At 59.9% G+C, this 25794-nt stretch carries 18 protein-coding genes and 1 pseudogene; 6 read left to right on the top strand and 13 right to left on the bottom strand.

From position 1 onward, the window contains the following. Positions 1-68: 68 nt before the first annotated feature. From K0F88_RS01065 to hutC, 4 genes are all read right to left on the bottom strand, one after another. A complete protein-coding gene (locus K0F88_RS01065; RefSeq protein WP_219093338.1) occupies positions 69-1541 on the bottom strand; it encodes a cytosine permease in 1473 nt (490 codons plus the stop codon). Positions 1542-1687: 146 nt separating this feature from the next. Then, positions 1688-3376 carry a urocanate hydratase gene (hutU, locus tag K0F88_RS01060; RefSeq protein ID WP_219093335.1) on the bottom strand — a complete coding sequence of 563 codons (1689 nt, stop codon included), beginning with the start codon at positions 3374-3376 and terminating at the stop codon, positions 1688-1690. A gap of 416 nt (positions 3377-3792) precedes the next feature. Beyond that, positions 3793-4362: a HutD family protein gene (locus K0F88_RS01055; RefSeq protein ID WP_219093333.1), complete on the bottom strand. Its 570-nt coding sequence runs from the start codon at positions 4360-4362 to the stop codon at positions 3793-3795. Further along, the gene (hutC, locus tag K0F88_RS01050) at positions 4359-5069 is read right to left on the bottom strand and encodes a histidine utilization repressor (RefSeq protein ID WP_154505298.1); all 711 of its coding nucleotides are present in this window, start codon (positions 5067-5069) and stop codon (positions 4359-4361) included. The genes K0F88_RS01055 and hutC overlap by 4 nt, the downstream gene beginning before the upstream one ends. Positions 5070-5215: 146 nt before the next feature. On the opposite strand from hutC, the gene K0F88_RS01045 reads away from it, so the two are divergent. After that, on the top strand, positions 5216-6580 hold the full coding sequence (locus K0F88_RS01045; RefSeq protein WP_219093331.1) for a formimidoylglutamate deiminase: 1365 nt from the start codon (positions 5216-5218) through the stop codon (positions 6578-6580). A gap of 121 nt (positions 6581-6701) precedes the next feature. Here K0F88_RS01045 and K0F88_RS01040 read toward each other — a convergent pair whose 3' ends face one another. Continuing rightward, positions 6702-7271, bottom strand: a complete 570-nt coding sequence (locus K0F88_RS01040) for a lipocalin family protein (RefSeq protein ID WP_094469563.1) — start codon at positions 7269-7271, stop codon at positions 6702-6704. 31 nt (positions 7272-7302) lie between these two features. After that, positions 7303-7557, bottom strand: coding sequence for a hypothetical protein (locus K0F88_RS01035; RefSeq protein WP_010464535.1), 255 nt, complete (start codon positions 7555-7557; stop codon positions 7303-7305). 31 nt (positions 7558-7588) lie between these two features. On the opposite strand from K0F88_RS01035, the gene K0F88_RS01030 reads away from it, so the two are divergent. From K0F88_RS01030 to K0F88_RS32865, 3 genes and pseudogenes are all read left to right on the top strand, one after another. After that, positions 7589-7768: a hypothetical protein gene (locus K0F88_RS01030; protein WP_141213473.1), complete on the top strand. Its 180-nt coding sequence runs from the start codon at positions 7589-7591 to the stop codon at positions 7766-7768. Positions 7769-7842: 74 nt separating this feature from the next. Further along, a pseudogene (locus K0F88_RS32870) lies at positions 7843-8877 on the top strand (cache domain-containing protein); the annotation flags it as partial. Positions 8878-8970: 93 nt separating this feature from the next. Next, a complete protein-coding gene (locus K0F88_RS32865) occupies positions 8971-9735 on the top strand; it encodes a methyl-accepting chemotaxis protein (RefSeq protein ID WP_370694726.1) in 765 nt (254 codons plus the stop codon). Between the two features lie 133 nt (positions 9736-9868). Here the strand turns inward: K0F88_RS32865 and K0F88_RS01020 are convergent, their stop codons facing one another. From K0F88_RS01020 to K0F88_RS01000, 5 genes are all read right to left on the bottom strand, one after another. Next, positions 9869-10471: a DUF924 family protein gene (locus K0F88_RS01020; protein WP_094469565.1), complete on the bottom strand. Its 603-nt coding sequence runs from the start codon at positions 10469-10471 to the stop codon at positions 9869-9871. 3 nt (positions 10472-10474) lie between these two features. Beyond that, positions 10475-11485 carry a class 1 fructose-bisphosphatase gene (locus tag K0F88_RS01015; protein WP_219093326.1) on the bottom strand — a complete coding sequence of 337 codons (1011 nt, stop codon included), beginning with the start codon at positions 11483-11485 and terminating at the stop codon, positions 10475-10477. A gap of 292 nt (positions 11486-11777) precedes the next feature. Then, complete coding sequence (locus tag K0F88_RS01010) at positions 11778-13151, bottom strand: DUF3999 domain-containing protein (protein ID WP_219093324.1); 1374 nt, start codon at positions 13149-13151, stop codon at positions 11778-11780. After that, on the bottom strand, positions 13148-16735 hold the full coding sequence (locus K0F88_RS01005; RefSeq protein ID WP_219093321.1) for a DUF2339 domain-containing protein: 3588 nt from the start codon (positions 16733-16735) through the stop codon (positions 13148-13150). The genes K0F88_RS01010 and K0F88_RS01005 overlap by 4 nt, the downstream gene beginning before the upstream one ends. A gap of 271 nt (positions 16736-17006) precedes the next feature. Beyond that, entirely contained in the window at positions 17007-19457 is a 2451-nt protein-coding gene (locus tag K0F88_RS01000) for a glycogen/starch/alpha-glucan phosphorylase (protein ID WP_219093319.1), read from the bottom strand. A gap of 256 nt (positions 19458-19713) precedes the next feature. Here K0F88_RS01000 and K0F88_RS00995 point away from each other — a divergent pair, with 256 nt between their 5' ends. Continuing rightward, entirely contained in the window at positions 19714-20157 is a 444-nt protein-coding gene (locus K0F88_RS00995) for a YkgJ family cysteine cluster protein (protein WP_046045571.1), read from the top strand. A 214-nt stretch (positions 20158-20371) separates the two neighbouring features. On the opposite strand, the gene typA is transcribed toward K0F88_RS00995, so the two are convergent. Continuing rightward, positions 20372-22192 carry a translational GTPase TypA gene (gene typA / locus K0F88_RS00990; protein WP_208670478.1) on the bottom strand — a complete coding sequence of 607 codons (1821 nt, stop codon included), beginning with the start codon at positions 22190-22192 and terminating at the stop codon, positions 20372-20374. A gap of 139 nt (positions 22193-22331) precedes the next feature. After that, entirely contained in the window at positions 22332-23786 is a 1455-nt protein-coding gene (thiI, locus tag K0F88_RS00985; protein ID WP_219093316.1) for a tRNA uracil 4-sulfurtransferase ThiI, read from the bottom strand. Positions 23787-24116: 330 nt separating this feature from the next. On the opposite strand from thiI, the gene glnA reads away from it, so the two are divergent. Continuing rightward, positions 24117-25523: a glutamate--ammonia ligase gene (gene glnA, locus K0F88_RS00980; RefSeq protein ID WP_131061256.1), complete on the top strand. Its 1407-nt coding sequence runs from the start codon at positions 24117-24119 to the stop codon at positions 25521-25523. Positions 25524-25794: the final 271 nt, after the last annotated feature.

The following is a 25794-nucleotide window of genomic DNA, read 5'->3' as shown; positions in this document are numbered from 1 at the left end:
GTAGTGACGCTCCTAATCATGAATTGGCTTACGGCAGTCAAGAGGCATCCAGCCCTGTCCACGTCCAATCAGGCCTGCGCCGCAGCGCGACCAGCCCCACTTGTTTTTTGTTGTACAACGCTGTCCTGCTCAACCGGCAGAATCAGGTGATCGGGTACCGAGCCGTGCCATTTTTTCGCGCAGACGTAGTACAGGGCTGCGGGAAGCACCAGACCGATGATCCAGGAAATATCCACACCACCCAGGGCTTCCACTAGCGGACCGGTATAGAACTTGGTGGCGATGAACGGCAGCTGCACCAACACACCAAACACATAGACGCTGATACCGAGGGCGTTCCAGCGGCCGTAGCGACCGTTCGGATCGGCCAGCGCCGGCACGTCATAGCGTTCGCGCGTGATGCAGTAATAGTCCACCAGGTTGATCGCGCTCCATGGCGTAAAGAACGCCAGCAAGAACAAGATGAAGGACTTGAACGCACCGAGGAACGAGTGCTGACCGAGCAACGCCATCAGGGTCGCAGCACCGACGATGACCAGCACGAAGACCAGACGCTGCAAGCGCGTGACCTTCAGCTCACCACGGAAACCGCTGATGATGGTCGCAATGCACATGAAGCTGCCGTAGGAGTTCAGCGTGGAAATGGTGACCTTGCCGAACGCGATGCTGAAATACAGCAGCGCAGCGGTGGCACCGGTACCGCCCAAACCTACGATATAGGCCACTTCGTGGCCGGCGAATTGGCCGTTGGCCGATGCCGCAGCGAACACGCCGAGGACCATCGCTACCTGCGCACCGATGACCGAACCTGCGCCTGCGGCAAAAAAAGTTTTCACCGAGGAAATCTTGCTCGGCAGGTAGCGAGAGTAGTCGGCCACGTAAGGGCCGAAAGCGATCTGCCAGGACGCCGCGAGCGAAACCGCGAGCAAGAAACTGCTCCAGCTGAAATGGCGGATTTGCAACAGTGCGCCAACATCAACCTGGCTCATCAGACGGCTGAACAGGTAAACAAAGGCAATCACACCAATGACGCTGGCGACACGGCCGATCCAATGGATCACCCGATAACCGAGCACCGTGACCAGCACGATGACACTGGCGAAAATCAGGATGCCGACGCTGTCGCTGACGCCAAACAACTGGCCCAGCGCCTGGCCGGAAAGCACGGTTCCCGTGGCCGTGAAACCGAGGTACATCAAGCAGACCAGCAGGATCGGGATGGCCGCGCCATACACGCCGAACTGCACGCGGCTGGAGATCATCTGAGGCAGGCCAAGCTTGGGCCCTTGTGCGGCATGCAGCGCCATCACCCCACCGCCGATCAGTTGCCCGATCAGCAAACCGATCAACGACCAGAACACATCACCGCCCAGTACGACGGCCAGGGCGCCGGTCACAATGGCGGTGATTTGCAGGTTGGCACCCATCCACAGGGTGAACTGGCTCAACAGACGACCGTGTCTTTCCGCTTCCGGGATGTAGTCGATCGAACGTGTCTCGATCAACGGTTTACTGCCTGCACGATCGTTGTTAACAGCCATGATTCAACCTCTGTGGATTGTTATTCTGGGTTGGTGCAACCCCTGTAGGAGCCGGCTTGCTGCGGGCGGCGCTCCGACGATGGCGGTTTGCCTGACACATCGGGGTGCCTGAATTGCCAGCAAGCCGGCTCCTACGGGGTATTGGTTTATTTACCGGTAATCATCGGCAGGTTCAGCCCTTGTTCCTTGGCGCAGTCGATTGCGATCTGGTAACCCGCATCGGCGTGACGCATGACACCGGTCCCCGGGTCGTTGTGCAGGACGCGAGCGATACGCTCGGCCGCTTCGTCCGTACCGTCGCAGACAATCACCATGCCCGAGTGCTGGGAGAAGCCCATGCCGACGCCGCCGCCGTGGTGCAGGGAAACCCAGGTCGCGCCGCTCGCGGTGTTGAGCAGAGCGTTGAGCAGTGGCCAGTCGGACACAGCGTCGGAGCCATCCTGCATCGATTCGGTTTCGCGGTTCGGGCTGGCGACCGAACCGGAGTCCAGGTGGTCGCGACCGATCACGATAGGCGCGGACAACTCGCCGCTGCGGACCATTTCGTTGAACGCCAGGCCCAGCTTGGCGCGCAGGCCCAAGCCAACCCAGCAGATACGTGCCGGCAGACCCTGGAAGCTGATGCGCTCGCGGGCCATGTCCAGCCAGTTGTGCAGGTGGGCGTCGTCCGGGATCAGTTCTTTGACCTTGGCGTCGGTTTTGTAGATGTCTTCGGCGTTACCCGACAGCGCAGCCCAACGGAATGGACCGATGCCACGGCAGAACAGTGGACGGATGTAAGCCGGTACGAAACCCGGGAAGTCGAATGCGTTTTCAACGCCTTCTTCTTGCGCCATCTGACGGATGTTGTTGCCGTAGTCGAAAGTCGGGATGCCCATTTTCTGGAAATCCAGCATCGCTTTCACGTGCACGGCCATCGATTGCTTGGCGGCTTTGACCACGGCAGCAGGCTCGGTCTTGGCGCGAGCGCGGTACTCTTCCCAGGTCCAGCCGGCCGGCAGGTAACCATTGAGCGGGTCGTGGGCACTGGTCTGGTCGGTGACCATGTCCGGGCGCACGCCGCGCTTGACCAGTTCCGGCAGGATTTCTGCCGCGTTGCCCAGCAGCGCGATGGAAATCGCCTTGCCTTCCTTGGTGTATTTTTCGATGCGGGCTAACGCGTCGTCGAGGTCGGTGGCTTGCTCATCGACATAACGGCTGTTCAGACGGAAATCGATGCTGACCTGCTGGCATTCGATGTTCAGCGAGCACGCGCCGGCCAACGTTGCGGCCAGAGGCTGAGCGCCACCCATGCCGCCGAGGCCTGCGGTCAGGACCCAACGACCTTTCAGGTCATCGTTGTAATGTTGGCGACCGGCTTCGACGAAGGTTTCGTAAGTGCCTTGGACGATGCCCTGGCTGCCGATGTAGATCCAGCTGCCGGCGGTCATCTGGCCGTACATGGCCAGGCCTTTGGCGTCGAGTTCGTTGAAGTGTTCCCAGCTCGCCCAGTGTGGCACCAGGTTGGAGTTGGCAATCAGCACGCGCGGGGCATTGGTGTGGGTCTTGAACACGCCGACCGGCTTGCCGGATTGCACCAGCAGGGTCTCGTCGTCGTTCAGGTTGGTCAGGCTCTCGACGATCTTGTCGTAGCATTCCCAGTTACGTGCCGCACGACCGATACCACCGTAAACCACCAGTTCCTTGGGGTTCTCGGCAACTTCCGGGTCGAGGTTGTTCATCAGCATGCGCAGCGGCGCTTCGGTCAGCCAGCTCTTGGCGGTCAGCTTGTTACCGCGGGCAGCGCGGATTTCAACGTCACGATACTTTGTAGGTTTCTGGGTATTGTCAGTCACGAAAAAGACTCCTCAGCGATCAATCCAAACCAACCCTGGCGGTGGGTAAGCCAGCCTGTGCGCACTGTTGCGCCACAAGCGAATCAGTGGACGTTGCGAGGAGTCTCGGTCGACTCATACGCATACGTCTTTACTTGTACATACAAGCATATGCAATCAAGCGGCCAACTTGTTGGATGGGTGTTCAAGAAACGTTTTTGGAACGCTGGAAGGCCCTTGGATCAAGGGTTTAGACGAAGATGAAATTTTTGCAGGGGAATTTTGCGGAGGGGAGGCAGCTGTTACTTGAGCGAGGTTTTGCGCCAGGCTGGGGCGTTCGGTAACAAAGTGGTGCGCGATGGGGAACACGGGTAGAAGGCTGCTTTTGTGGCGAGGGGATTTATGCCCTCGCCACATTAGATTTCTTCAGCAGTTAATCAGCGTGCGGTCAGCTCGATCACACAGCATTGGCCACTGACGGAAACTTCCAGCAGGCCGGTGTTACCGTCGAGTTGCAGGCAATCATGGCGACCGAGTTGTGAGGCGCTGTTACCGACCTTCACTTCAAGCTCGTCGGTGACACTAAATACGAGCACGGTGCCTGCCGAGCTGAAAAACCGCTGTTCGCCGTCCAGCCACTGCAACCGCGCGTCGTAACGCTGCGGCGCATAAATCAGGTTGAAGTCGCGAATCGGCCCACCGAGCAATGTGCACGCAACCTGGCTCTCACCGCTGAAAGCAAACGGCTCCAACGGTAACAACGGATGGGTGTCCTGGCCGTCAACGCGCAAGGTCATGCCGTCACCTTGCAGCACGGTAATCACGCGCTCGTAACCGGCGAACATTGAAAAGCCGCCAGACTCGCCGATATCGGCAATCGACAGGCGCCAGCCGAAACCCTCAAGGCCGGCACCTCCATCACGGGTAATTTCTTCAGTGCTGCCGCCGCCGTTTTTCCACGGCATGCGCGGGTAATCTTTGGCGCGTAAAACCTTCGTTTGATTCATTTATGAAACCGACCTTCCAGACGATGACGGGAACCAGGGTGGATCAAACGGGCGGCGGTCACCGGCTGACGGCCGGACCAGGTGCGGCGACGAATCAGCAGGCACGGCTCGCCCTTTTCAATCTGCAGCAATTTGCATTCGGAGGCCTCGGCCAGAATCGCCTCGACCACGTGCTCGCCTTCGGTCAGCGGCGCGACCTGGTTCAGATAGGCGTATGGCGTTTGCAGGGTGAAGTCCTGCTTGAGGTAGTCCGGCGCCACCAGCGCGTTGACAAAACGGTCTTCGATTTGCACCGGAATATCGTTTTCGAAATGCACGATCAGCGAATGGAAAACCCTCTGGCCCTCGCGCATGTCCAGCGCCAAAGCGCGCTCGGAACCGGCGGCCTCTTCTTCGAGGGTGATCACCTTGCAGGTATGGCGATGGCCACGGGAGGCGATTTCGTCGGCGATGTTGTGCACTTCAAACAGCGCGGACTGGCTCTTCGGCTCGGCGACAAAAGTACCGACGCCTTGCATGCGCACCAGCAGACCGTCGGCGGTCATCTCGCGCAGGGCGCGGTTGATGGTCATGCGGCTGAAACCGAGCTGGCTGACCAGCTCGCTTTCCGACGGAACGCGGTAGTGCGGCGGCCAGTTTCCACTGTCGATTTGCTGGGTAATCATCTGTTTGACGCGGGCGTACAAGGGCGCCGGACTGTCGCCCATGTTCGCGGCCAACGGTGACACTGCAGGCGGAGTCGGCACGGTTAATCCTTGTTCGTTGAAGAGAGGTTGCTAGCTTGCCGGAGTTTACCGAGCAGGCAAACGTCTGTATATGTATATACAAATAACACACGATGGGGTGCTGAACCATGTCCGCCTTCTTTGCCGAACGCGCGCTGCTGCCTAGTGGATGGGCCAACAATGTACGTCTTGAGGTCAGCGCCGAGGGCGTGTTGACCCATATCCAGGCCGATTCCAATGCAGATGGCGCCGAACGGCTAAGCGGTCCGCTGCTGCCGGGGATGCCGAATCTGCACTCCCACGCCTTCCAGCGGGCCATGGCCGGACTGGCGGAAGTGGCGGGTAATCCGAATGACAGTTTCTGGACCTGGCGCGACTTGATGTATCGCCTCGTCGGAAAAATCAGCCCTGACCAACTCGGCGTCATTGCTCGTCAGCTGTACATCGAAATGCTCAAGGCCGGTTACACCTCGGTCGCGGAATTTCATTATGTGCATCACGACACCAATGGCCAGCCTTACGCTGATCCTGCCGAACTGGCGCTGCGCATCAGCCAGGCCGCCCGTTCCGCCGGTATCGGCCTGACGTTGCTTCCGGTGCTTTACAGCCATTCCGGTTTCGGCGGCCAGGCGCCGAATGATGGTCAGCGCCGCTTCATCAACAGCACCGAAAACTACCTCACGCTTCAGTCGCGTTTGCAGCCGATCCTGGCGCAGCAACCGGCGCAATCGCTGGGCCTGTGTTTCCACTCGTTGCGCGCGGTCACACCGCAGCAGATCAGCGAAGTGCTGGCGGCCAGCGACAAGCAATGCCCGGTGCACATTCATATCGCCGAACAGCAGAAGGAAGTCGATGACTGCCTGAGCTGGAGTGGCCGTCGCCCGCTGCAATGGCTGTACGAAAACACCGAGGTCGATCAGCGCTGGTGCCTGGTCCACGCGACCCACGCCAACCCGGAAGAAGTCACGCTGATGGCCAAGAGTCGCGCCATCGCCGGTCTGTGCCTGACCACCGAAGCCAACCTCGGCGACGGAATTTTCCCGGCAGTGGATTTCCTCGCGCAGGGTGGACGCATGGGTATCGGGTCCGACAGCCATGTGTCATTGAGCGTGGTGGAAGAACTGCGTTGGCTGGAATACGGCCAGCGTCTGCGCGATCAGCGGCGTAATCGGCTGTATGGCGCGGATCAGCCGATGGTCGGCCGCACGCTGTATGACGCCGCGCTGGATGGCGGCGCTCAGGCGCTGGGGCAGCCGATCGGTGCATTGGAAGTTGGCAAACGCGCGGATTGGCTGGTACTGGACGGCAACGATCCATACCTGGCAACGGCCAGTGGCGACGGGATTCTCAATCGTTGGTTGTTTGCCGGTGGCGATCGCCAGGTGCGCGATGTGCTGGTCAATGGCCAGTGGGTTGTGCGTGACGGGCGTCATGCCGCAGAAGAAGAAAGTAACCGCGCGTTCACCCAAGTCCTGCGCGACCTCCTGGGCTGACACCGGAAACAACTGTGGGAGCGGGCTTGCTCGCGAAGGCGTCGTGTCAGTCAACATCAATGTTGAATGCACAACCGCCTTCGCGAGCAAGCCCGCTCCCACATTGGATCTTCGCTAACCGTCAGTTCGAGGTCTTGGCCATCTGCGTATCCGACGCGCGCCAGATCAGCCGCGTGGTGTCGTAGCCCTGCTGACGCGCCTTGCTCAGCAGTTCTTCACGCACGACACCGTTGACCGTCGGCGTCCGCGACAGCAGCCACAGGTACTTGCGGCTCGGGTCACCGACGATGGCGGTCTTGTAATCGTCGCTGACGTACAGCACCCAGTATTCCCCCTTCGCCACACCTGGCAGCAAGCGCGAGAACCAGGTATCGAACTCGACCCACAACTTGTCGGTCTTGCCCGGCACTTGTGGATAAGCCGTGCCCTTGGCCTCTTCCCATTGCCAGTCCGCCGTCAGGCAGCGGTTCAGCACCTGCACGTTGCCGTCAGGATTGAGCGTGTAATGGGCTTCGGATTGTGCGCAGTTGCGTTGGAAATACATCGGCAGGCGGGCCAACTCGTACCAGGTGCCCTGGTATTTCTTGAGATTGACGCTGTTGACGGTTTTCGGCGCCAACGGATCTGTGCCAGAAGTGGCGCAGCCGGCCAATACCAGGCCGGCAAAAAGGAGTATCAATAACCGCTTCATTGTTTTTCTCCCGTGGGCTTATTGCCCCGGATTACTTCAGGCCTTGGCCGGAAAACATCAGTACTTTGTCACCGGCGTACTGCACGCTGATAAAGCTGTTCTTGTCACCCCAGGTGCAACTGGACATGCCGAGCGCGCCCGAGCAATCAGTGGCTTTACCCAACAAGGCTTCAACCTCAGCCTTGGGCATGCCGGCCGACAGTTTCGAATAGTTTTCCTGATTGACCTTGCTGCATGCGGCCAACAACACGCAGAACGAGAGCAGGGCGATAGAACGCAGCGACATGGTGTAGCTCCTGGGGCGAAGGGGGAATGGCATGGCTGCCAAGCAGAAGCTTAGAAGAGAAAACCCCTATCTGGTTCCCCGACTGCCCGGCTATTTATCAGGCCGCTCGTCTGCCTTTTTTCGAAAAATCAGCGACTTTCCTGCGCCGCTGAGTATTTCATCGGTTTTCGTAAAAACACGCCTAATCTTTGGCGCTGGCCAGTCGACATAGAAGCAGCGCAAAGCCCTCGACTGTGGCACATTGACGCCCCCTCGCTGACCAGCCCCTCCGCGGTAGTGTATTTAATGACCAGAAACATGAAATTCAGCCACAAGATCCTGCTGGCAGCCGCCCTCGTGGTCGCTGTTGCGTTCGCCTGCTTTATCCTGTTCAACGACTACCGTCAGCGCCAGACGTTGCGCAGCAGTACCGAATCCTCGATGCAGGAACTCGGCAGCCTGACCACCAGCAACATTCAGACCTGGCTGGAAAGCCGCATCCAGTTGCTGCAATCGTTGTCCCAGCAGATCGCCGTGGACGGCAGCACACCCGCCAGCCTCAAGCGCGCCATCGACTTGCCGGCCTACACCGGCAACTTCCAGCTCAGTTACTTCGGTGGCACCGACGGCGTGATGTTCTCGGTCCCGGCGGGCAATCGCGCGGCAGACTACGATCCTCGCGCCCGTGGCTGGTACAAGGCGGCCAACAGCGCGCAACAGACCATCGTCACCGAACCGTACATCGCCGCCTCGTCCGGCAAACTGGTGATCACCGTGGCCACGCCGGTGCAGCATCAGAGCCAGATGATCGGCGTCGCCGGTGCGGACATCGACCTGTCGAGCGTCAGCGCAATCATCAACTCGCTGAACTTCGGCGGTCACGGCCACGCGTTCATCGTCAGCGCCGACGGCAAGATCCTGATCCACCCGGACAGCAAACTGGTGCTCAAGAGCCTCGCCGAGGCCTACCCGAACGGCGCACCGAAAGTCAGCCCGGGCATGAAAGAAGTCGAGCTCGACGGCAAGACCCAGTTCATCTCCTTTACCCACGTCAACGGTGTGCCTTCGGCCGACTGGTACGTGGCACTGGTGCTGGACCAGGACACCGCGTTCTCGATGCTCAGCGAATTCCGCACCTCGGCGATCATCGCCATGGTCATCGCCGTGGTCATCATCATCGCGCTGCTGGGCATGTTGATCAGCTTCCTGATGCAGCCGCTGCTGACCATGGGCCGCGCCATGCATGACATCGCCGAAGGCGAAGGTGACCTGACCAAACGCCTGACCATCCACGGCCACGATGAATTCGGTGCCTTGGGCACCTCGTTCAACCGCTTCGTCGAGCGTATTCACACCTCGATTCGCGAAGTGTCCTCGGCCACCGGCCAGGTCAACGAAGTGGCGCTGCGTGTAGTGGCGGCCTCGAACTCGTCGATGTTCAATTCAGATCAACAAGCCTCGCGCACCAGCAGCGTGGCTGCGGCGATCAACGAACTGGGCGCCGCCGCCCAGGAAATCGCCCAGAACGCCGCCCTCGCCTCCCAGCATTCGAGCGACGCCCGCGCGTTGGCCGAAGACGGTCAGCAAGTGGTGGATAAAACCATCGCGGCGATGCAGCAGCTCTCGGCGAAGATCAGCGATTCGTGCGGCAACATCGAAACGCTCAACAGCAACACCGTGAACATCGGGCAGATTCTGGAAGTGATCACCAGCATCTCGCAGCAGACCAATTTGCTGGCATTGAACGCGGCCATCGAAGCGGCCCGTGCCGGTGAAGCCGGCCGTGGTTTTGCCGTGGTCGCGGACGAGGTGCGCAACCTCGCCCACCGGACTCAGGATTCGGCGCAGCAAGTGCAGAAGATGATCGAGGAACTGCAAGTCGGCGCCCGGGAAGCGGTGAGCACCATGACCGACAGCCAGCGCCAGAGCGAAAGCAGCGTCGGCATCGCCAACCAGGCCGGTGAGCGTCTGGGCAGCGTGACCCAGCGTATTGGTGAGATCGACGGGATGAACCAGTCCGTGGCGACCGCGACTGAAGAGCAAACGGCGGTGGTGGAGTCGATCAACGTCGACATCACCGAGATCAACACGTTGAACCAGGAAGGCGTGGAGAACTTGCAGTCGACGTTGCGTGCGTGTGCGGATCTTGAGCAGCAGGCGGCGCGGCTTAAACAGTTGGTGGGTAGCTTCCGGATCTAAGCTGCTTTCACTGGCCTCATCGCGGGCAAGCCCGTTCCCACAGGGATCTTCGGTGGACACAAATCTTGTGTACGACTGAGATCACTGTGGGAGCGGGCTTGCCCGCGAAGGGGCAATCAGCAGCAACCTAGAACTAGAACCTTGAACCAGGCCCAGAAAGAAACGCCAACTCCTCAGCCGTAGACGCCCGCCCCAACACCGCATTTCTGTGCGGAAACCGCCCAAACCGCGCAATCACCCGCTGGTGCTTCTCGGCATAGTTCAGATAGTCGGTAAACAGTTTCCGATCGGCCTCCGGCTGCTGTGCAACCAGATCGATATAGCGCGAAACCGCCTCGTTCTGCACCGCCAGGTGCTCGCAATGCTCAAACACCAGGTAGATAAACACCCGCTGAATCGGCCGCAACTGCCGATCGAAATCCGCCGCAATACCTTGCGCCACCAGTGCCTGAGCCCTGAGATCACCTGAAAAGGATTTGGGAGTGTCGCGAAAGATCATTCGCGGGAGTTGATCGAGCAGCAGCACCAGGGCCAGCCAACCTTCGGGGCGTTGCGCCCAGTCAGTCAATCCGCCGGCCAGTGCCTGCTCGACCCAGTCCCCGAAACGCGCCTGCGCTTCGAGGTCCTGGCTGTCGCGCTTGCCGAACCATAACTTGCCCTTGTCAGCCGCTATGTCTTGGGGGGATTCGAGGGTTCCGAACCACCATTCGAGCAACGGCTGCCAGGGCGCGGTCATGGTTTATTCCTTGTGGTAAGCCGTGACGCGTTCGACTTCTTCTTTTGAACCAAGGAACACCGCGACACGCTGGTGCAAGCCGTCAGGCTTGATGTCGAGGATGCGCTGATGGCCATCGGTGGAAGCGCCGCCAGCCTGCTCAACCAGAAACGACATCGGGTTGGCTTCGTACATCAGACGCAGTTTGCCCGGCTTCGACGGTTCGCGGCTGTCGCGTGGGTACATGAACAGACCGCCACGGGTCAGGATACGGTGTACGTCGGCAACCATCGCGGCGACCCAGCGCATGTTGTAGTTCTTTTTCAGCGGGCCTTCATCGCCCGCCAGCAATTCGCCGACGTAACGTTGGACCGGCGCTTCCCAGTGACGCTGGTTGGACGAGTTGATCGCGAATTCCTGCGTGGACTCCGGGATCGTGATGTCTTCATGGGTCAGCACGAAGCTGCCCATTTCGCGGTCCAGGGTAAAGCCCTTTACGCCATTGCCCAGGGTCAGCACCAGCATGGTCTGTGGACCGTAAATCGCATAACCGGCGGCAACCTGCTGAGTGCCTGGCTGCAGGAAGGCCTTTTCGTTCAAAGGCTCGTTCTGGGTCAGGTATTCGTTCGGGCAACGCAGCACCGAGAAGATCGTACCGACCGGCGCGTTGATGTCGATGTTCGACGAACCGTCCAGTGGGTCGAATACCAGCAGGTACGCGCCTTTCGGGTATTTGCCCGGGATCTGGTAGGCATTGTCCATTTCTTCGGACGCCATGCCGGCCAGGTGACCGCCCCATTCGTTGGCTTCGAGCAGGATGTCGTTGGACATCACATCAAGCTTCTTCTGCACTTCGCCTTGGACGTTTTCAGTGCCCATGCTGCCCAGAACGCCGCCGAGGGCGCCCTTGGACACGGCGTGGCTGATTTCCTTGCAAGCACGCGCCACCACTTCGATCAGGAAACGCAGATCGGCAGGGGTGTTGTTGCTACGGGTCTGCTCAATCAAATAGCGACTCAGGGTAACGCGGGACATGGAAGGCTCCGGTGGAATTGGGGGCTAAAAACCCGCGCAGTTTAACGCGAGTCGAGGCGCATTTCCTCCTATCAGACGTGATACGCCCAATAGAGTTCATGCGCCGGGTTGAGCGTAGTTCTAAACCGGCCGGATGTGGGCCGGGCATAAGTGGCAGTTTTGAGATTTTCTTCGCTTGATAGTCAGCCTTCGCGAGCAAGCCCGCTCCCACAGGTGACCGAGTCTCATCAGAAATACTCGGTCGAATGTGGGAGCGGGCTTGCTCGCGAATGGCGCGCAGCGCCAGCCATTCTCAGGGTTTTATGGGGGGCTTGCGCAGCAAACTGAACGCCATCGCCGCCAGAAACAGCACACTCAGCAACAACACCCCCCACAACCCGAACTTCTTCCAGTTCGTGTCCGTCGTCGCGGCCGTTTTCACCGTGGAAGTGTTGCTCACCACCGCCGCACCTTCCACCGACGCCTTGCCAAGCGCCGCCCACTTCTGCGCGCTGTAATCCGGGATCAGCGTCGACAACGGCAGGTTCGCCGCCTTCACCGTCGCACTCCCCAGCGCCAGCGTAAAAGGCCCGGCCCCGCGCGCCAGGAACACCAATTGCGTCGAGCGCACAGCAAACTTCACCGTCGGCGCTTCAGCGCCCAGGCCACCGCCGCGCTCATCCACGACAAGTTTCAACTGCTGCACGGTCTGCCCCGACAGCTGCAATTCGTTCTGCACCACGTCCTGGCCACTCTGGGTCAGGCGATAGAGCAAACCGCTGCTGAGCGGCTGCCACGGCAGGCTGCTTTCGCGACGACCGGACAACGTCACCGGCGCCAGGCTATTGGGCTGACTCAGCTCAACCTGCACCCGCTCGACATTCAGCCCCATCGGCAATTGCCACGTGTATTCACCCGCCTTCACGCTGCTGCCCGTCAGCGGCTGCGACCAGACCAACGGCAGCGGCAGACTGCGGGGGTTCGCGCTTTGCAGCTGCGCAGAGGTCAGCGCCGGCGCCGATTGCGGTGAATTCCACAGCAAGCGCAGATAACGCGCCGATTGCCCCGGCAAGCCGACTTCATGCTGCTCGACCCGCTCATCGGCAAACGTCAGCCGCGCCACCTGCCCTTCGCCCCACGACTGCCAATGCTGCAAGTCGTCGCTGGCCTCGATGGTGAAACGCTGAAAGCCATCGCGCTCGCTGGTCCAGTCGAGGATCAACTGCTGCAACGGCGCCTTGATGGCGCTGGCATCGAGCAACCAGCCGCGGAGTAATTCTTCGCCCGCCTCCAACTGAGTGGACGGCTGCACCTCGACCAAGGTGCCGTTGGCGCTGGATTGCACGCGGATACCCGGCGCCCGCTCCGTGGCGTCCGCCGAGGTGTACAGCGGGAACCATTTCACGTCGGTCAGCGTGCGATTTTCCCGGGTTGACGCCGCCTCGCGCGCCAAGGCGTAGGCCTGGGCCTCGCCGGCAGCGTTGAACACACGGACATCGCTGAGGTCCGTTTGCCGGGCATTCAGTTGCACACTCAAGGGTAAATCGAGGCGATACCAAGGTCCCTCGCCGCTCACCGACAACGGCACCTGCGTGGCGAAGTCCGCCGGTTTTTCCTGAGCGCTGGCGGACAGCGCCACGCCCAGCGCAACCGCGCCCAACCAGCCCAGATTCAACTTCTGACTCAAGACGACACTCCTTCGGTTTCAGGGGCCGGCCTTTCAGCATCCGGCGCAGCCTCGGCACGTTTTGGTGGCAGCGGCGCGAAATAGCCCACCACCAGCAGCAACACGCCGACGCCGATAAACGACACGATCCGCGCAAGGCCGCCGCGGTTACTCAATTCGACAAAGAACAGTTTGGCCACCACCACGCCGATCAGCGCGGCGCCGATCAGCCACACCTCGCGACGGTGACGCAGATGGCCGCCGATCATCAGACTCAGCGCCATCAAGGTCCAGACGATGGACAGGCCAGCCTGCACGAGCATGGATTCAAGCAACGCATCCAGCTCGAACGGCACGCCGCCCCAATGGTGAGCGGTGCGCATCACCAGCGCGGTGAAGAAGACGAACAGCGAGACTCCGGCGATCAATTGCGTGGCATGGGCGACGTAGTCCTTGCGGATCGACAGTTGCGTCACGGCGCTGCGGGACCAGACGTAGACACCGAACAGCGCAAACAGCAGCCCCAGCTCCAGCGGATTGACCAGCGGCACATAGGGCAAAGGCTCAGCCGTGCCGTCGCTGACGCTATTCGCCAGCCAGAACCATCCGAGCATCAGCACCGCCAACGGTGCCGCCGCGAAGAAACGGTATTCGCGTGGATAAGCCGAAACGGGCCACGGCCAGTTGCGCGGCGCCGCCATCAGCACCAGGTACAGACTCGGCAGAATCGCCCAACCCAGCCAGCGCCAGGCGTTGTACTGCTCGGACAACAACAGCAAACCGTAACGCAGCTCCAGCGCCAGCACACCGATCAACAGCCAGCAGCCGAGCACATGGGCGGTGCTCAGGGCACGCGCCGGCAACATCGGCGCCAGGCGTCGCAGGGAGATGAAATGCACGACGAACACCGCTGCCCAGACCAGCCAACCGAAATCGGCGGCCGGGTGATAACGCGAGTGCCATGCGGCGAGCAGGACCAGACCGGCAGCGGGAATCAGCAAGGTGCAAAGCAGGCCGAGCAACGGCCATTTCAGGCGCAACGCCAACACTGTCCACAGCGCCACGCTCACTGCGGCAACCGCCAGCAGCAAGGTCGCTTGCAGATTCAACGGTGCAAAACGCAGCATTTCACTGATCCACGCCAGCGCCCACCATCCCGCGCCCCACACCAGCAGCACTTCGGACAAACGCTGCAAGCTCAGCACATCAAATGCCGAGGCATGGTTGCCGAGTTGCAAGCGCCAGGCCCCGACCATCGCGGCCAGGCCTAACACCAGCGGCGTCCAGAAGCCGCTGTGGGCCAGTGGCTTCAACCCTTCGCTGGCCAGTGGTCCGAGCAGGTCCGGCCCGGCGAACAGGAACGCTGCGCCGCCAATCACCTGCAACAACAGGCCGAAGACAAAACTCACGCGCTGCTTCAGATACAGACTCAACCAAATGATGAACAAGCCACTGGCCGCCCACACCGCACTCGCAGTCTGCCACGGCAGCACGAACAGCACCGCCAGATTGATCAGCACCAGACCGGCGAGCAACACCACCGACAAGCCGCGCAACAATCGAACATCGCTGCGCACCATCTCGTCACGCGCGGCGAGCAACATGCCGGCAATTAGCGCCAAGCCGATCAGGGAGGCGCTGAGCAAGCCGCTCCAACCCGCGCTGAACACCGCGCCGGACTCACCACTCGAACCTTGCAACCGCAACAGGAACAACGCACCGCCAAGCAATTGCACAGCGAACGCGGTGAACAGGAACGTGCGTGATTGCAGACGCAGACCGACAAACAACGTCGCCAACCCCGCCAGCGCCCAACTGATTGCGGTGCCGTGGGTCAGGAAGAACAACGGCGCCAGCAGATAGAGGAAGGTCAGGCCCAGGCAGGCCAATACCGGCAGCCCTTTGCGCTCCCATTCCGATGTCTGTTCGGGCAAGGCTTTGCGCAATTGATAGAAGCTGAACAACAACGCCACGCCGAGCATCAACGCGCCCAGCGGAGCGCCGTCGAGCAAACTGCCGTCGCCGATGCGCAATTCGCTGACAAACGCGATGGCCGAGCCCAGTTGCAGCAGCAAGGCAAACGCACGAGCCAGCGGTCGTTGCTGACGCAGGCCGAGCCAGAAAATCCCCGCGCCCTCGACGGCCCAGGCGGCGGCCGTCCAGCGAGCGTCGAGCCCCAGCGGAATCGCGAGGCTGGCGAAGATCACGCCCAGCGCCAGGCAGGTTTCGGCGAGCAGCAATGCACGACCGCCCATCAGCAACCGGGCCAGTCCCATGTAGATCATGCCCAACGCCAAGGCACTGAACGCAGCGGCGAACTCCAGATGCTGAACCAGTGCGAACTGCAATCCGAAGCCCACCAGCGGCGGTCCGAACAGCATCGTGCCGTCGACGTAATCACCCTTGCGCGCCGACCAGCGCAGCAACGCCTCGCGGCTGTCGTCCTCGGGGGCGTCGCTCATTTCCAGGAGCTTGCGCCGGGCAAACAGCAGGCCGATGGCCAGGTACATCAGGAAGAACAGCATCAGGAACGGCTCGGTGCTCCACAGCAATTCCGGCGTGTAGGAGCGCAAGCCCCAGGCGAAACCGATGCCGAAGGTGCCGACGAAACCGATCAGGTTCAGCAGTCGCCAGGCCTTGAACCAGGCGATGGCGAGGATGCCGGCGTTGAGCAAGGCGAAGTAGCTGAACAGCGCGACGTGGTTGCCGGCACCGGTGGAGGTCAGGATCGGCGCCGCGAAGCCACCGAGTGCAGCGGCAGCGGCCAGGCCCAACGCATCCTGGGTAATGGCGAGAATCGCCGAGAACACCGTGACCGCGACCAGCAGGCCCAGCGCGGCGGCTGGATCGAGCAACGGGTGCAGGCGCATTGCGGCAAACACCGTCAGGTACAACACGGCGATCCCGGTGCCTTGCAGCATCAGCGCGTAGTTGCTGTTGCGTGTCCTGAGCCACCAACCCAGACCGAGCAAACCCAACGCAGCCGCCGCGACCCCGGCGTACCGCAGTTCGATCGGCACCACCATGCCTTCAGTGGCATAACGCAGCAAGAACGCCAGACCGAGGAACAACAACACCACGCCGACCCGCAGGACGGTGTTGCCGCCGAACAGCCAGTTGCGTGCACCACTGATGGCGCGCTCGATAAAATTCGGGCCGCGAGGGACGGCGGGTTGTTGCGGTTCGCGAGTGACCGGCTCAGGTTTCCAGGCATCGTCGGGCAGCGGACGGCTGGTTTGCGCTGCCGTTGCGGCCATCGGCTCGAGTTCGGGCGGGAGGTCCCAGATCAGCTCCGGGGTTTCGACAGGAATGTCATCGAGGGTGAAGTCAGGCGACGGGGCGGCTTCGCTGGCAACCGGCTCGCTGGTTTCAGGCGTTGTGACGCCAGGCACCTCCAGCAATGCCAGGCGTTGCTGCACGCCATTCAGCGCAACCTGAGCCTGCTCCAGCAGACGACGCTGCTCGGCCGCTTGTGAATCCAGGCGGCCGATACGAATGGCTTGGCCAATACCCAACCCGAGCAACGCACCCAACAGCGCATCGCTGAATGACTCGTCGAGTATCCAGCCCAGCACCAGCCCAATCAGCATGAACATCCATTGCATGGTCGATATCCCTAAGCGGCCCCGCTGCGGGGCGAATCCGGGTAAAGCAGCCTCTGGCTGAGTCTAGTGTGAAACCACACAAACCTGTGGGAGCGAGCCTGCTCGCGAAGGGGCCATGACATTCAGCATCGAGGTTGAATGTCAGACCGCTTTCGCGAGCAGGCTCGCTCCCACATTGGATTGCCAGTGCCTGCTGCCCGGTGAAACTGGGGCTTAGTATATCGATCAGGCCCAACAACCGTCGGGCCTTGCTCGCAATTATTGCTAAAAGTTACTCCAATGCCTTCCAGATATCCGTGGCGTACTCGCGAATGGTCCGGTCGGACGAGAACCAGCCCATCCGGGAAGTGTTCAACACCGCCGAACGCCACCAGGCTTGCGAATCGTGCCAATGGGCTTCCACGCGCATCTGCGCGTCCCAATAGGAATCGAAATCGGCGCAGACCAGGAAGCGGTCGTAGTCGATCAGTGAGTCGATCAAGCCTGCGTAACGGGACGGATCATCCGGCGAGAACACCCCGCCGCGAATCGCTTGCAGCACGTCGTTAAGTCGATGGGACGCGGCAATGTCCGGCGTGGCATTGAACTCATGGTTCTGCTTGCGCGCTTCAACCTGCTGAGCACTGAGGCCGAAGATGAACATGTGCTCGGGGCCGATGAACTCGCACATTTCGACGTTGGCGCCATCGAGGGTGCCGATGGTCAGCGCACCGTTGAGGCCGAACTTCATGTTGCTGGTGCCCGAGGCTTCAAAGCCCGCGGTGGAAATCTGCTCCGACAAATCCGCCGCCGGAATGATGCTTTCCGCCAGGCTGACGTTGTAGTTGGGCAGGAACACCACTTTGAGCAAACCGCGCACCGTCGGGTCGTTGTTCACCACCCGGGCGATGTCGTTGGTCAACTTGATGATCAACTTGGCCTGGTGATAACTGGCCGCCGCCTTGCCGGCGAAGATTTTCACCCGCGGCACCCAATCGATTTCCGGCTCGGCGCGAATCGCCTGGTACAGCGCCACGGTGTGCATCAGGTTGAGCAACTGGCGTTTGTATTCGTGGATCCGTTTGACCTGCACATCGAACATCGCCGCCGGGTTGACTGCGATCCCCAGTCGTTCATGAATCAGGTACGCCAAGGCCTTCTTGCTGTGCAGCCGCTGCTCGGCGAAGGCTTTGCGGAATGCAGCTTTCTCGGCAAACGGCTCCAGTTCCTTCAGGCGTGCTTCAGCGTTGTCCAACAGGTCCGGGCCGAGGGCATCGACCATCATCGACGTCAGCTCGGGGTTGGCCTGGTAAAGCCAGCGGCGGAAGGTGATGCCGTTGGTCTTGTTGTTGATCCGCTCCGGATAGAGCTTGTGCAGTTCGGAGAACACGGTTTTGCGCATCAGTTGCGTGTGCAGTGCGGACACACCGTTGACGCTGTGGGAACCGAGGAATGCGAGGTTGCCCATGCGCACCCGACGGCCGTTGTCCTCTTCGATCAGCGACACCGCGCGCAATACGTCGAAGTCGTGAATGCCTTTGGCGCGCAGCGAGTCGATGTGCTGGGCGTTGATCTGATAAATGATCTGCATGTGCCGCGGCAGCATCCGCTCCATCAGACCGACCGGCCAGGTTTCCAGGGCTTCCGGCAACAGCGTGTGGTTGGTGTACGAGAGCGTGTCGACGGTGACTTGCCACGCGGCATCCCATGCCACGTCGTAGACGTCGACGAGCTGACGCATCAGTTCGGCCACCGCAATCGAGGGGTGCGTGTCGTTGAGCTGGATCGCCGCGTGGTCGCCCAGGGTCAGGACCGAAGTGTGCATGTTGCGATGGCGGCGCAGCAAATCCTGCAAGGACGCGGCGACAAAGAAGTATTCCTGGCGCAGGCGCAGTTCCTGGCCGGCTTCGGTGCTGTCCGCCGGGTAGAGCACGCGGGAGATACTTTCCGCCCGGGCGACTTCGGCCACGGCGCCCAAGTGATCACCGGCGTTAAAGCGCTCCAGGTGCAAATCTTCCATGGCCCGGGCACGCCACAGGCGCAGCGTATTGACGCTTGCCCCGCGCCAGCCGACCACCGGCGTGTCGTAAGCAATGGCCCGCACGGTTTCCACCGGGGACCAGACTTGCTTGGACTTGCCGTTTTCATCGGTGACGGTTTCGACACTGCCGCCGAAGCCGATCGGGTAAACGACTTCAGGCCGTTCAAATTCCCACGGGTTGCCGAAATCCAGCCAGTGTTCGGTCTGTTCCTGCTGCCAGCCGTCGACGATGGCCTGGCGGAACAAACCGTGTTCATAACGAATGCCGTAGCCGTGGCCAGCGATGCCGAGGGTCGACATGCTTTCCATGAAGCACGCCGCCAGACGACCGAGGCCGCCGTTGCCCAGCGCCGCGTCGGGCTCCAGCAGGCGGATGCGCTCCAGGTCGACGCCGAGTTCGGTCAGCGCTTCGCGGGCGACGTCGAGCAGTCCAAGATTGCTCAGGCTGTCGTAGAGCAGCCGGCCGATGAGAAATTCCAGGGAGAGGTAGTAAACCCGTTTCTGACCTTTGCGGTAAATCTGCCGGGTGTGATCCATCCAGTGCTCGACCATGTGATCGCGCGCGGCCAACGCAATGGCTTCAAACCAGTCATGGTCGAAGGCGTGATCCGGGTCTTTACCCACCGCGTAGGTGAGCTTGGTCAAGACGGCATCGCGAAATGCGGCCACCTCTGCTTCGCGAACAAGTGGTTCTTGAGTCATCGATAGGACCTCGAGCGAGCGTGGAGTTGTTGAGCCTAGACGGTCTGACAGGCCGTGGGGGCTCTGGTTCGGCAGTTTTTCCTGATAGTGCGAGATAGGCCGGCATTACATTGTCATGTACCTGAATCAATGCAGGGGCCGTGCCGGATTAACGGTGTTATTTGGGCGAAGGAGAAAAAATCTGGCGAAAGGTTGTTCAAAAATCCACCAGTCCCGGTATGATCGCGCGCCCTGATGCACACGCTGGTAACAACCGATGATGAAGTCCAACCTGATCGCCGCCGCGGAGATCGATCGCCTCGATACCTGGGCCAAATATTCTGCGCCGATGTGCGGCTCGTGTGTATCCAGCTGCTGCACGCTGCCGGTCGAGGTCAAGATCAAGGACTTGATCCGCATCGGCATCGTCGACGAGTTCGAGCGCGGCGAGCCGCCGAAGAACATCGCCAAGCGCTTGCAGAAGGAAGGGATCGTCGAGCGTTACAACCAGAAGTCCGAGATCTTCACCCTCCAGCGCATGAGCAACAACGATTGCCTGTACCTGGATCGTAAGAGCCGTCTGTGCACTATTTATGAAAAGCGCCCGGACACTTGCCGCAATCACCCGAAAATCGGGCCACGGCCGGGGTATTGCGCTTACAAGCCCAAAGAAGTGGCACGTGAGAGCAGCGAGAGCCGTCGTACCCTCGAAAAATTCTGATCCGCAATCTCGCTGGCTGACAGGACGCCATCGCGGGCAAGCCCGCTCCCACAGTTTATTGTGGGTGACACCAGATTCGAGCACGACTCGGACACTGTGGGAGCGGGCTTGCCCGCGATGGCGCCGGCCCAGACAACATCAAACCCCAGACAAACAAAAACGCCCCCGACCTTGCGGTCGGGGGCGTTTTTTTAGCAGCTAACTAAGTCGAGACTCAGTTACCGGCTTTCTTGGCAGCGCGGGTACGCTCGCTTTCGCCCAGGATCTTCTTACGAAGACGGATGGACTTAGGAGTGACTTCGCACAATTCGTCTTCTTGAACGAATTCCAGAGCTTGCTCCAGGGTGAAACGGATAGGCGGAACCAGAGCGATGGTTTCGTCTTTACCCGAAGCACGCATGTTGTCGAGCTTCTTGCCTTTGGTTGGGTTGACGCCCAGGTCGTTGTCGCGGCTGTTGATGCCGACGATTTGACCTTCGTACACGTCTTCACCGTGACCCAGGAACAGTTTGCCGCGAGCTTGCAGGGTTTCCAGCGAGTAAGTCAGAGCCTTACCAGTAGCAACCGAAACCAGCACGCCGTTCTGACGGCCGGACATGTCGCCGGACTTCATCACGTCGTAACGGTCGAAGATCGAGGTCAGGATGCCTGCACCGGAGGTCAGGGTCAGGAACTCGTTACGGAAACCGATCAAGCCACGAGCCGGGATGTTGTACTCAAGGCGCACACGGCCCTTGCCATCCGGAACCATGTTGGTCAGGTCGCCTTTACGGATACCGATCTGTTCCATGATCGAACCTTGCGATTCTTCTGGCAGGTCGATGGTCACGTTTTCGTACGGTTCGTGCTTCACGCCGTCAACCATGCGGATGATCACTTCCGGACGACCAACACCCATTTCGAAGCCTTCGCGACGCATGGTTTCGATCAGTACCGAGAGGTGCAACTCACCACGGCCGGAGACTTTGAACTTGTCGGCGGAGTCGCCTTCTTCAACGCGCAGAGCAACGTTGTAGAGCAGTTCTTTGTCCAGACGCTCTTTGATGTTCCGGCTGGTGACGAACTTGCCTTCACGACCGCAGAACGGCGAGTCGTTAACCTGGAAGGTCATGGAAACGGTTGGTTCGTCAACGGTCAGCGGCTTCATCGCTTCGACGTTCAGTGGGTCGCACAGAGTGTCGGAGATGAACAGCTGGTCGAAGCCGCTGATGCAGACGATGTCGCCGGCAGCTGCTTCGTCAACGTCGATACGGTGCAGACCGTGGTGACCCATCAGCTTCAGGATACGACCGTTACGGCGCTTGCCGTCGGCGTCGATCGCCACAACTTGAGTGTTCGGCTTGACGCGACCACGGGCGATACGGCCAACGCCGATAACACCCAGGAAGCTGTTGTAGTCCAGTGCCGAGATTTGCATCTGGAACGGACCGTCACGGTCGACTTTTGGAGCCGGCACGTGGTCAATGATCGCCTGGTACAGCGGGGTCATGTCTTCAGCCATGTCGGTGTGTTCCAGACCGGCAATGCCGTTCAGGGCCGAGGCGTAGACGACTTTGAAGTCCAGCTGCTCTTCGGTAGCACCCAGGTTGTCGAACAGGTCGAAGATCTGATCCAGAACCCAGTCCGGACGCGCGCCTGGACGGTCAACTTTGTTGATGACCACGATTGGACGCAGGCCGGCTTCGAAAGCCTTCTTGGTCACGAAACGGGTTTGCGGCATAGGGCCGTCTTGAGCGTCAACCAGCAGCAGAACGGAGTCAACCATCGACATTACGCGTTCAACTTCGCCACCGAAGTCGGCGTGGCCCGGGGTGTCCACGATGTTGATGTGGTGGCCGTTCCAGTTGATGGCGGTGTTTTTCGCCAGAATGGTAATACCGCGCTCTTTCTCCTGGTCGTTGGAGTCCATCACGCGCTCGTCGTTGAGCTCGTTGCGCTCCAGGGTGCCGGATTGACGCAAGAGTTTGTCTACCAGGGTGGTCTTACCATGGTCAACGTGAGCAATGATGGCGATGTTGCGTAGATTTTCGATCACTTGTGTATCTCGATCAGAGGATTCGGTGTGCTGACAAGTCTTGGCAGCGATTTACAGTAGAGTCAGGCCTTGCCGTTACAGCTTGACGGCAGAGTCGGGGGGCCGGTGACGCAGGCCACAGGCATACAGCCCCGGGCTCTTAGCTCGGTCGATAAACGCGCACATTGGCATGCCCCTCACTGAGCAAATGGTGGGCATGCAGGCGACTCATCACGCCTTTGTCGCAATACAGCAGGTACTGGCGAGTAGGGTCCAGTTCCTTGAAACGAGCGTTCAATGCATAAAACGGCATCGCTTGTACCTCAATGCCAGCAAGGCCCAGCGGGTCGTCTTCAGCGGCATCCGGGTGACGGATATCGATGACGATCTGACCAGCCAGCGCTTCGCTGACTTCTTCGATCTGCAAGTCCTGGCCCAATTCGTCGATCACGCGATCGATCGGCACCAGTTTGGCGTTCTCGAGCGCACGCTCAAGTACTGCCATGTCGAACTGTTGTTCTTCGTACTCCACGCGCGGACGCTTGGCGTGGGTCTTGGGGTTCACCGAGATGACCCCGCAATATTCCGGCATGTGCTTGGCGAAGTCGGCCGTACCGATTTCGTTGGCCAGGTCGATGATGTCCTGCTTGTGACTGGCGATCAGCGGACGCAAGACCAGCTTGTCGGTCACGCAGTCGATCACGGACAGGTTCGGCAGTGTCTGGCTCGACACCTGGGAAATCGCCTCGCCGGTAACCAGCGCATCAATGTCCAGCCGATCGGCAATACGGGAAGCAGCGCGCAACATCATACGCTTCAAAACTACACCCATATGACTGTTATCGACTTTCCCGAGAATTTCTCCCAGTACTTCCTCGAACGGCACACTGACAAATAACACGCGTTGGGAGCTGCCGTACTTCTTCCAGATGAAGTGCGCGACTTCCATGACGCCCAGTTCATGGGCCCGTCCGCCCAGATTAAAGAAGCAGAAATGGCTCATCAGGCCGCGGCGCATGATCTGGTAAGCAGCAACGGTGGAATCGAAGCCACCGGACATCAGCACAAGCGTCTGTTCCAGGGCACCCAGCGGATATCCGCCGATGCTGTTGTGCTGGCTGTGGATCACGAACAACCGTTTGTCGCGAATTTCGATGCGAACTTCAATTTCCGGCTCTTTCAGCGAGATTCCGGCGGCACCGCACTGACGACGCAGTTGGCTGCCGACGTATTTCTCGACGTCCATCGAGGTGAATTCATGCTTGCCGGCCCGCTTGCAGCGCACCGAAAAGATCTTCCCGGCCAGCGCCTCGCCGAAGTGCTGCTTGCACTTGGCGACGATGTCGTCGAAATCGCCCAACGGGTATTCGTCGACTTGCAGGAAATGCGCGATGCCCGGCATGCAGCTCAGGTGCTCGGTCATCTCCTTCAGGGCTTTGGGCTCACTGACGCGGGTTTCCAGCTCGAGATTGTCCCACACACCGTTCACCACCACAGCCGGGTCCAGGTCGCGGAGCACGGTACGGATGTTTTTGGCCAACTGGCGGATGAAACGCATCCGTACCGGGCGGCTCTTGATGGTGATCTCGGGGAAGACTTTTACGATTAGTTTCATGAAAACAGCGCGCGCTGGGCCAGCCGAAAAAGGGGGGCGCGGATTATAGCGGAAATTGCTCAAGGTTTAACCAGTTAATGTGCAGAAGGTTTTTCGCGCACCAAAACAGGTCATTTGTTGATTTTAACGCTACATTGTAGGGCGAGATTTTCCGCTTACAGATGCTTTGTGCCTTTATAAGCGTGATATTGGGGCAAAAAACCCATGGTGGGGCACTGGCATGCAATTTGCTCCCTTGTGAGGCAGGTTGCCATGGCAGAGTATTCGCGCCGGCATCACCCACATTCTAAGGGCATCCACTACTAAGCCCGAAGCCACCCGGAGGACACTATGTCGAAGTCGGTTCAACTCATCAAAGATCATGACGTCAAGTGGATTGATCTGCGCTTCACGGACACCAAAGGCACTCAGCACCACGTGACCATGCCGGCTCGCGACGCGCTGGATGAAGCTTTCTTCGAAGAAGGCAAAATGTTCGACGGTTCCTCCATTGCTGGCTGGAAAGGCATCGAAGCTTCCGACATGATCCTGCTGCCGGACGACAGCACTGCCGTTCTCGACCCGTTCACCGAAGACCCAACGCTGATCATCGTTTGCGATGTAATCGAGCCTTCGACCATGCAAGGCTACGATCGCGACCCACGTGCGATCGCCAAGCGTGCCGAGGAATACCTGAAGTCGACCGGTATCGGCGATACCGTTTTCGTTGGCCCGGAGCCTGAGTTCTTCATCTTCGACCAAGTGAAATTCAAGTCCGACATTTCCGGCTCGATGTTCAAAATCTTCTCCGAACAAGGTTCGTGGATGTCCGACCAGGACATCGAAGGCGGCAACCACGGCCACCGTCCAGGTATCAAAGGCGGCTACTTCCCGGTTCCACCGTTTGACCACGACCACGAAATCCGTACCTCCATGTGCAACGCCATGGAAGAAATGGGCCTGGTCATCGAAGTTCACCACCACGAAGTGGCAACTGCCGGCCAGAACGAAATCGGTGTGAAGTTCAACACCCTGGTTGCCAAGGCTGACGAAGTTCAGACCCTGAAGTACTGCGTACACAACGTCGCTGTGGCTTACGGCCGCACCGCGACCTTCATGCCTAAGCCACTGTACGGCGATAACGGTTCGGGTATGCACGTTCACCTGTCCATCGCCAAAGATGGCAAGAACACCTTCGCTGGCGAAGGCTATGCCGGCCTGTCCGACACCGCCCTGTACTTCATCGGCGGCATCATCAAGCACGGCAAGGCGCTGAACGGCTTCACCAACCCGTCGACCAACTCCTACAAGCGTCTGGTCCCAGGTTTCGAAGCTCCGGTAATGCTGGCCTACTCGGCTCGCAACCGTTCCGCTTCGATCCGTATTCCTTACGTGTCCAGCCCTCGCGCTCGCCGTATCGAAGCCCGCTTCCCGGATCCAGCAGCCAACCCGTACCTGGCCTTCGCTGCCCTGGTAATGGCCGGCCTGGACGGCATCCAGAACAAGATCCACCCTGGCGATGCAGCTGACAAAAACCTGTACGACCTGCCGCCTGAAGAGGCGAAAGAGATCCCACAAGTTTGCGGCAGCCTGAAAGAAGCCCTGGAAGAGCTGGACAAAGGTCGCGCATTCCTGACCAAAGGCGGCGTGTTCTCCGATGACTTCATCGACGCTTACATCGCTCTGAAAAGCGAAGAAGAAATCAAGGTCCGCACCTTCGTACACCCACTGGAATATGAGCTGTACTACAGCTGCTGATCCGGTAGCGCTGCGGTTCGCGGCGTGACAAAAAAGAGGCCTCCTTCGGGAGGCCTTTTTTGTGCCTGCAATCCAGAAATCGACGCAGTACCAATGTGGGAGCGGGCTTGCTCGCGAATGCAGTGTGTCAGCTTGCATTGATGGTGGCTGACACTCCGCTTTCGCGAGCAAGCCCGCTCCCACAAGGGTTTTGTGGTGTCTGGGGGATCTCTGTAAATCATGCCCAAATGTTTACAACTTGGGACAACCCCCGCCCCTGACCTATGCTGCA

The organism is Pseudomonas sp. UMAB-40 (genome assembly GCF_900095275.1).
Taxonomy (GTDB): domain Bacteria; phylum Pseudomonadota; class Gammaproteobacteria; order Pseudomonadales; family Pseudomonadaceae; genus Aquipseudomonas; species Aquipseudomonas mandelii_B.
Note: the sequence above shows the minus strand (reverse complement) of the source record. Positions and strands in the feature narration are given on the sequence as shown.

Excerpts from the sequence above, each read along its gene's own strand:
- K0F88_RS01065 (WP_219093338.1), bottom strand. The coding sequence starts at position 1,541 with ATGGCTGTTAACAACGATCGTGCAGGCAGTAAACCGTTGATCGAGACA.
- K0F88_RS01055 (WP_219093333.1), bottom strand. The coding sequence starts at position 4,362 with ATGAATCAAACGAAGGTTTTACGCGCCAAAGATTACCCGCGCATGCCG.
- hutC (WP_154505298.1), bottom strand. The coding sequence starts at position 5,069 with ATGGGCGACAGTCCGGCGCCCTTGTACGCCCGCGTCAAACAGATGATT.
- K0F88_RS01045 (WP_219093331.1), top strand. The coding sequence starts at position 5,216 with ATGTCCGCCTTCTTTGCCGAACGCGCGCTGCTGCCTAGTGGATGGGCC.
- K0F88_RS01040 (WP_094469563.1), bottom strand. The coding sequence starts at position 7,271 with ATGAAGCGGTTATTGATACTCCTTTTTGCCGGCCTGGTATTGGCCGGC.
- K0F88_RS01035 (WP_010464535.1), bottom strand. The coding sequence starts at position 7,557 with ATGTCGCTGCGTTCTATCGCCCTGCTCTCGTTCTGCGTGTTGTTGGCC.
- K0F88_RS01030 (WP_141213473.1), top strand. The coding sequence starts at position 7,589 with ATGGCTGCCAAGCAGAAGCTTAGAAGAGAAAACCCCTATCTGGTTCCC.
- K0F88_RS32865 (WP_370694726.1), top strand. The coding sequence starts at position 8,971 with ATGTTCAATTCAGATCAACAAGCCTCGCGCACCAGCAGCGTGGCTGCG.
- K0F88_RS01020 (WP_094469565.1), bottom strand. The coding sequence starts at position 10,471 with ATGACCGCGCCCTGGCAGCCGTTGCTCGAATGGTGGTTCGGAACCCTC.
- K0F88_RS01015 (WP_219093326.1), bottom strand. The coding sequence starts at position 11,485 with ATGTCCCGCGTTACCCTGAGTCGCTATTTGATTGAGCAGACCCGTAGC.
- K0F88_RS01005 (WP_219093321.1), bottom strand. The coding sequence starts at position 16,735 with ATGCAATGGATGTTCATGCTGATTGGGCTGGTGCTGGGCTGGATACTC.
- K0F88_RS01000 (WP_219093319.1), bottom strand. The coding sequence starts at position 19,457 with ATGACTCAAGAACCACTTGTTCGCGAAGCAGAGGTGGCCGCATTTCGC.
- K0F88_RS00995 (WP_046045571.1), top strand. The coding sequence starts at position 19,714 with ATGATGAAGTCCAACCTGATCGCCGCCGCGGAGATCGATCGCCTCGAT.
- thiI (WP_219093316.1), bottom strand. The coding sequence starts at position 23,786 with ATGAAACTAATCGTAAAAGTCTTCCCCGAGATCACCATCAAGAGCCGC.
- glnA (WP_131061256.1), top strand. The coding sequence starts at position 24,117 with ATGTCGAAGTCGGTTCAACTCATCAAAGATCATGACGTCAAGTGGATT.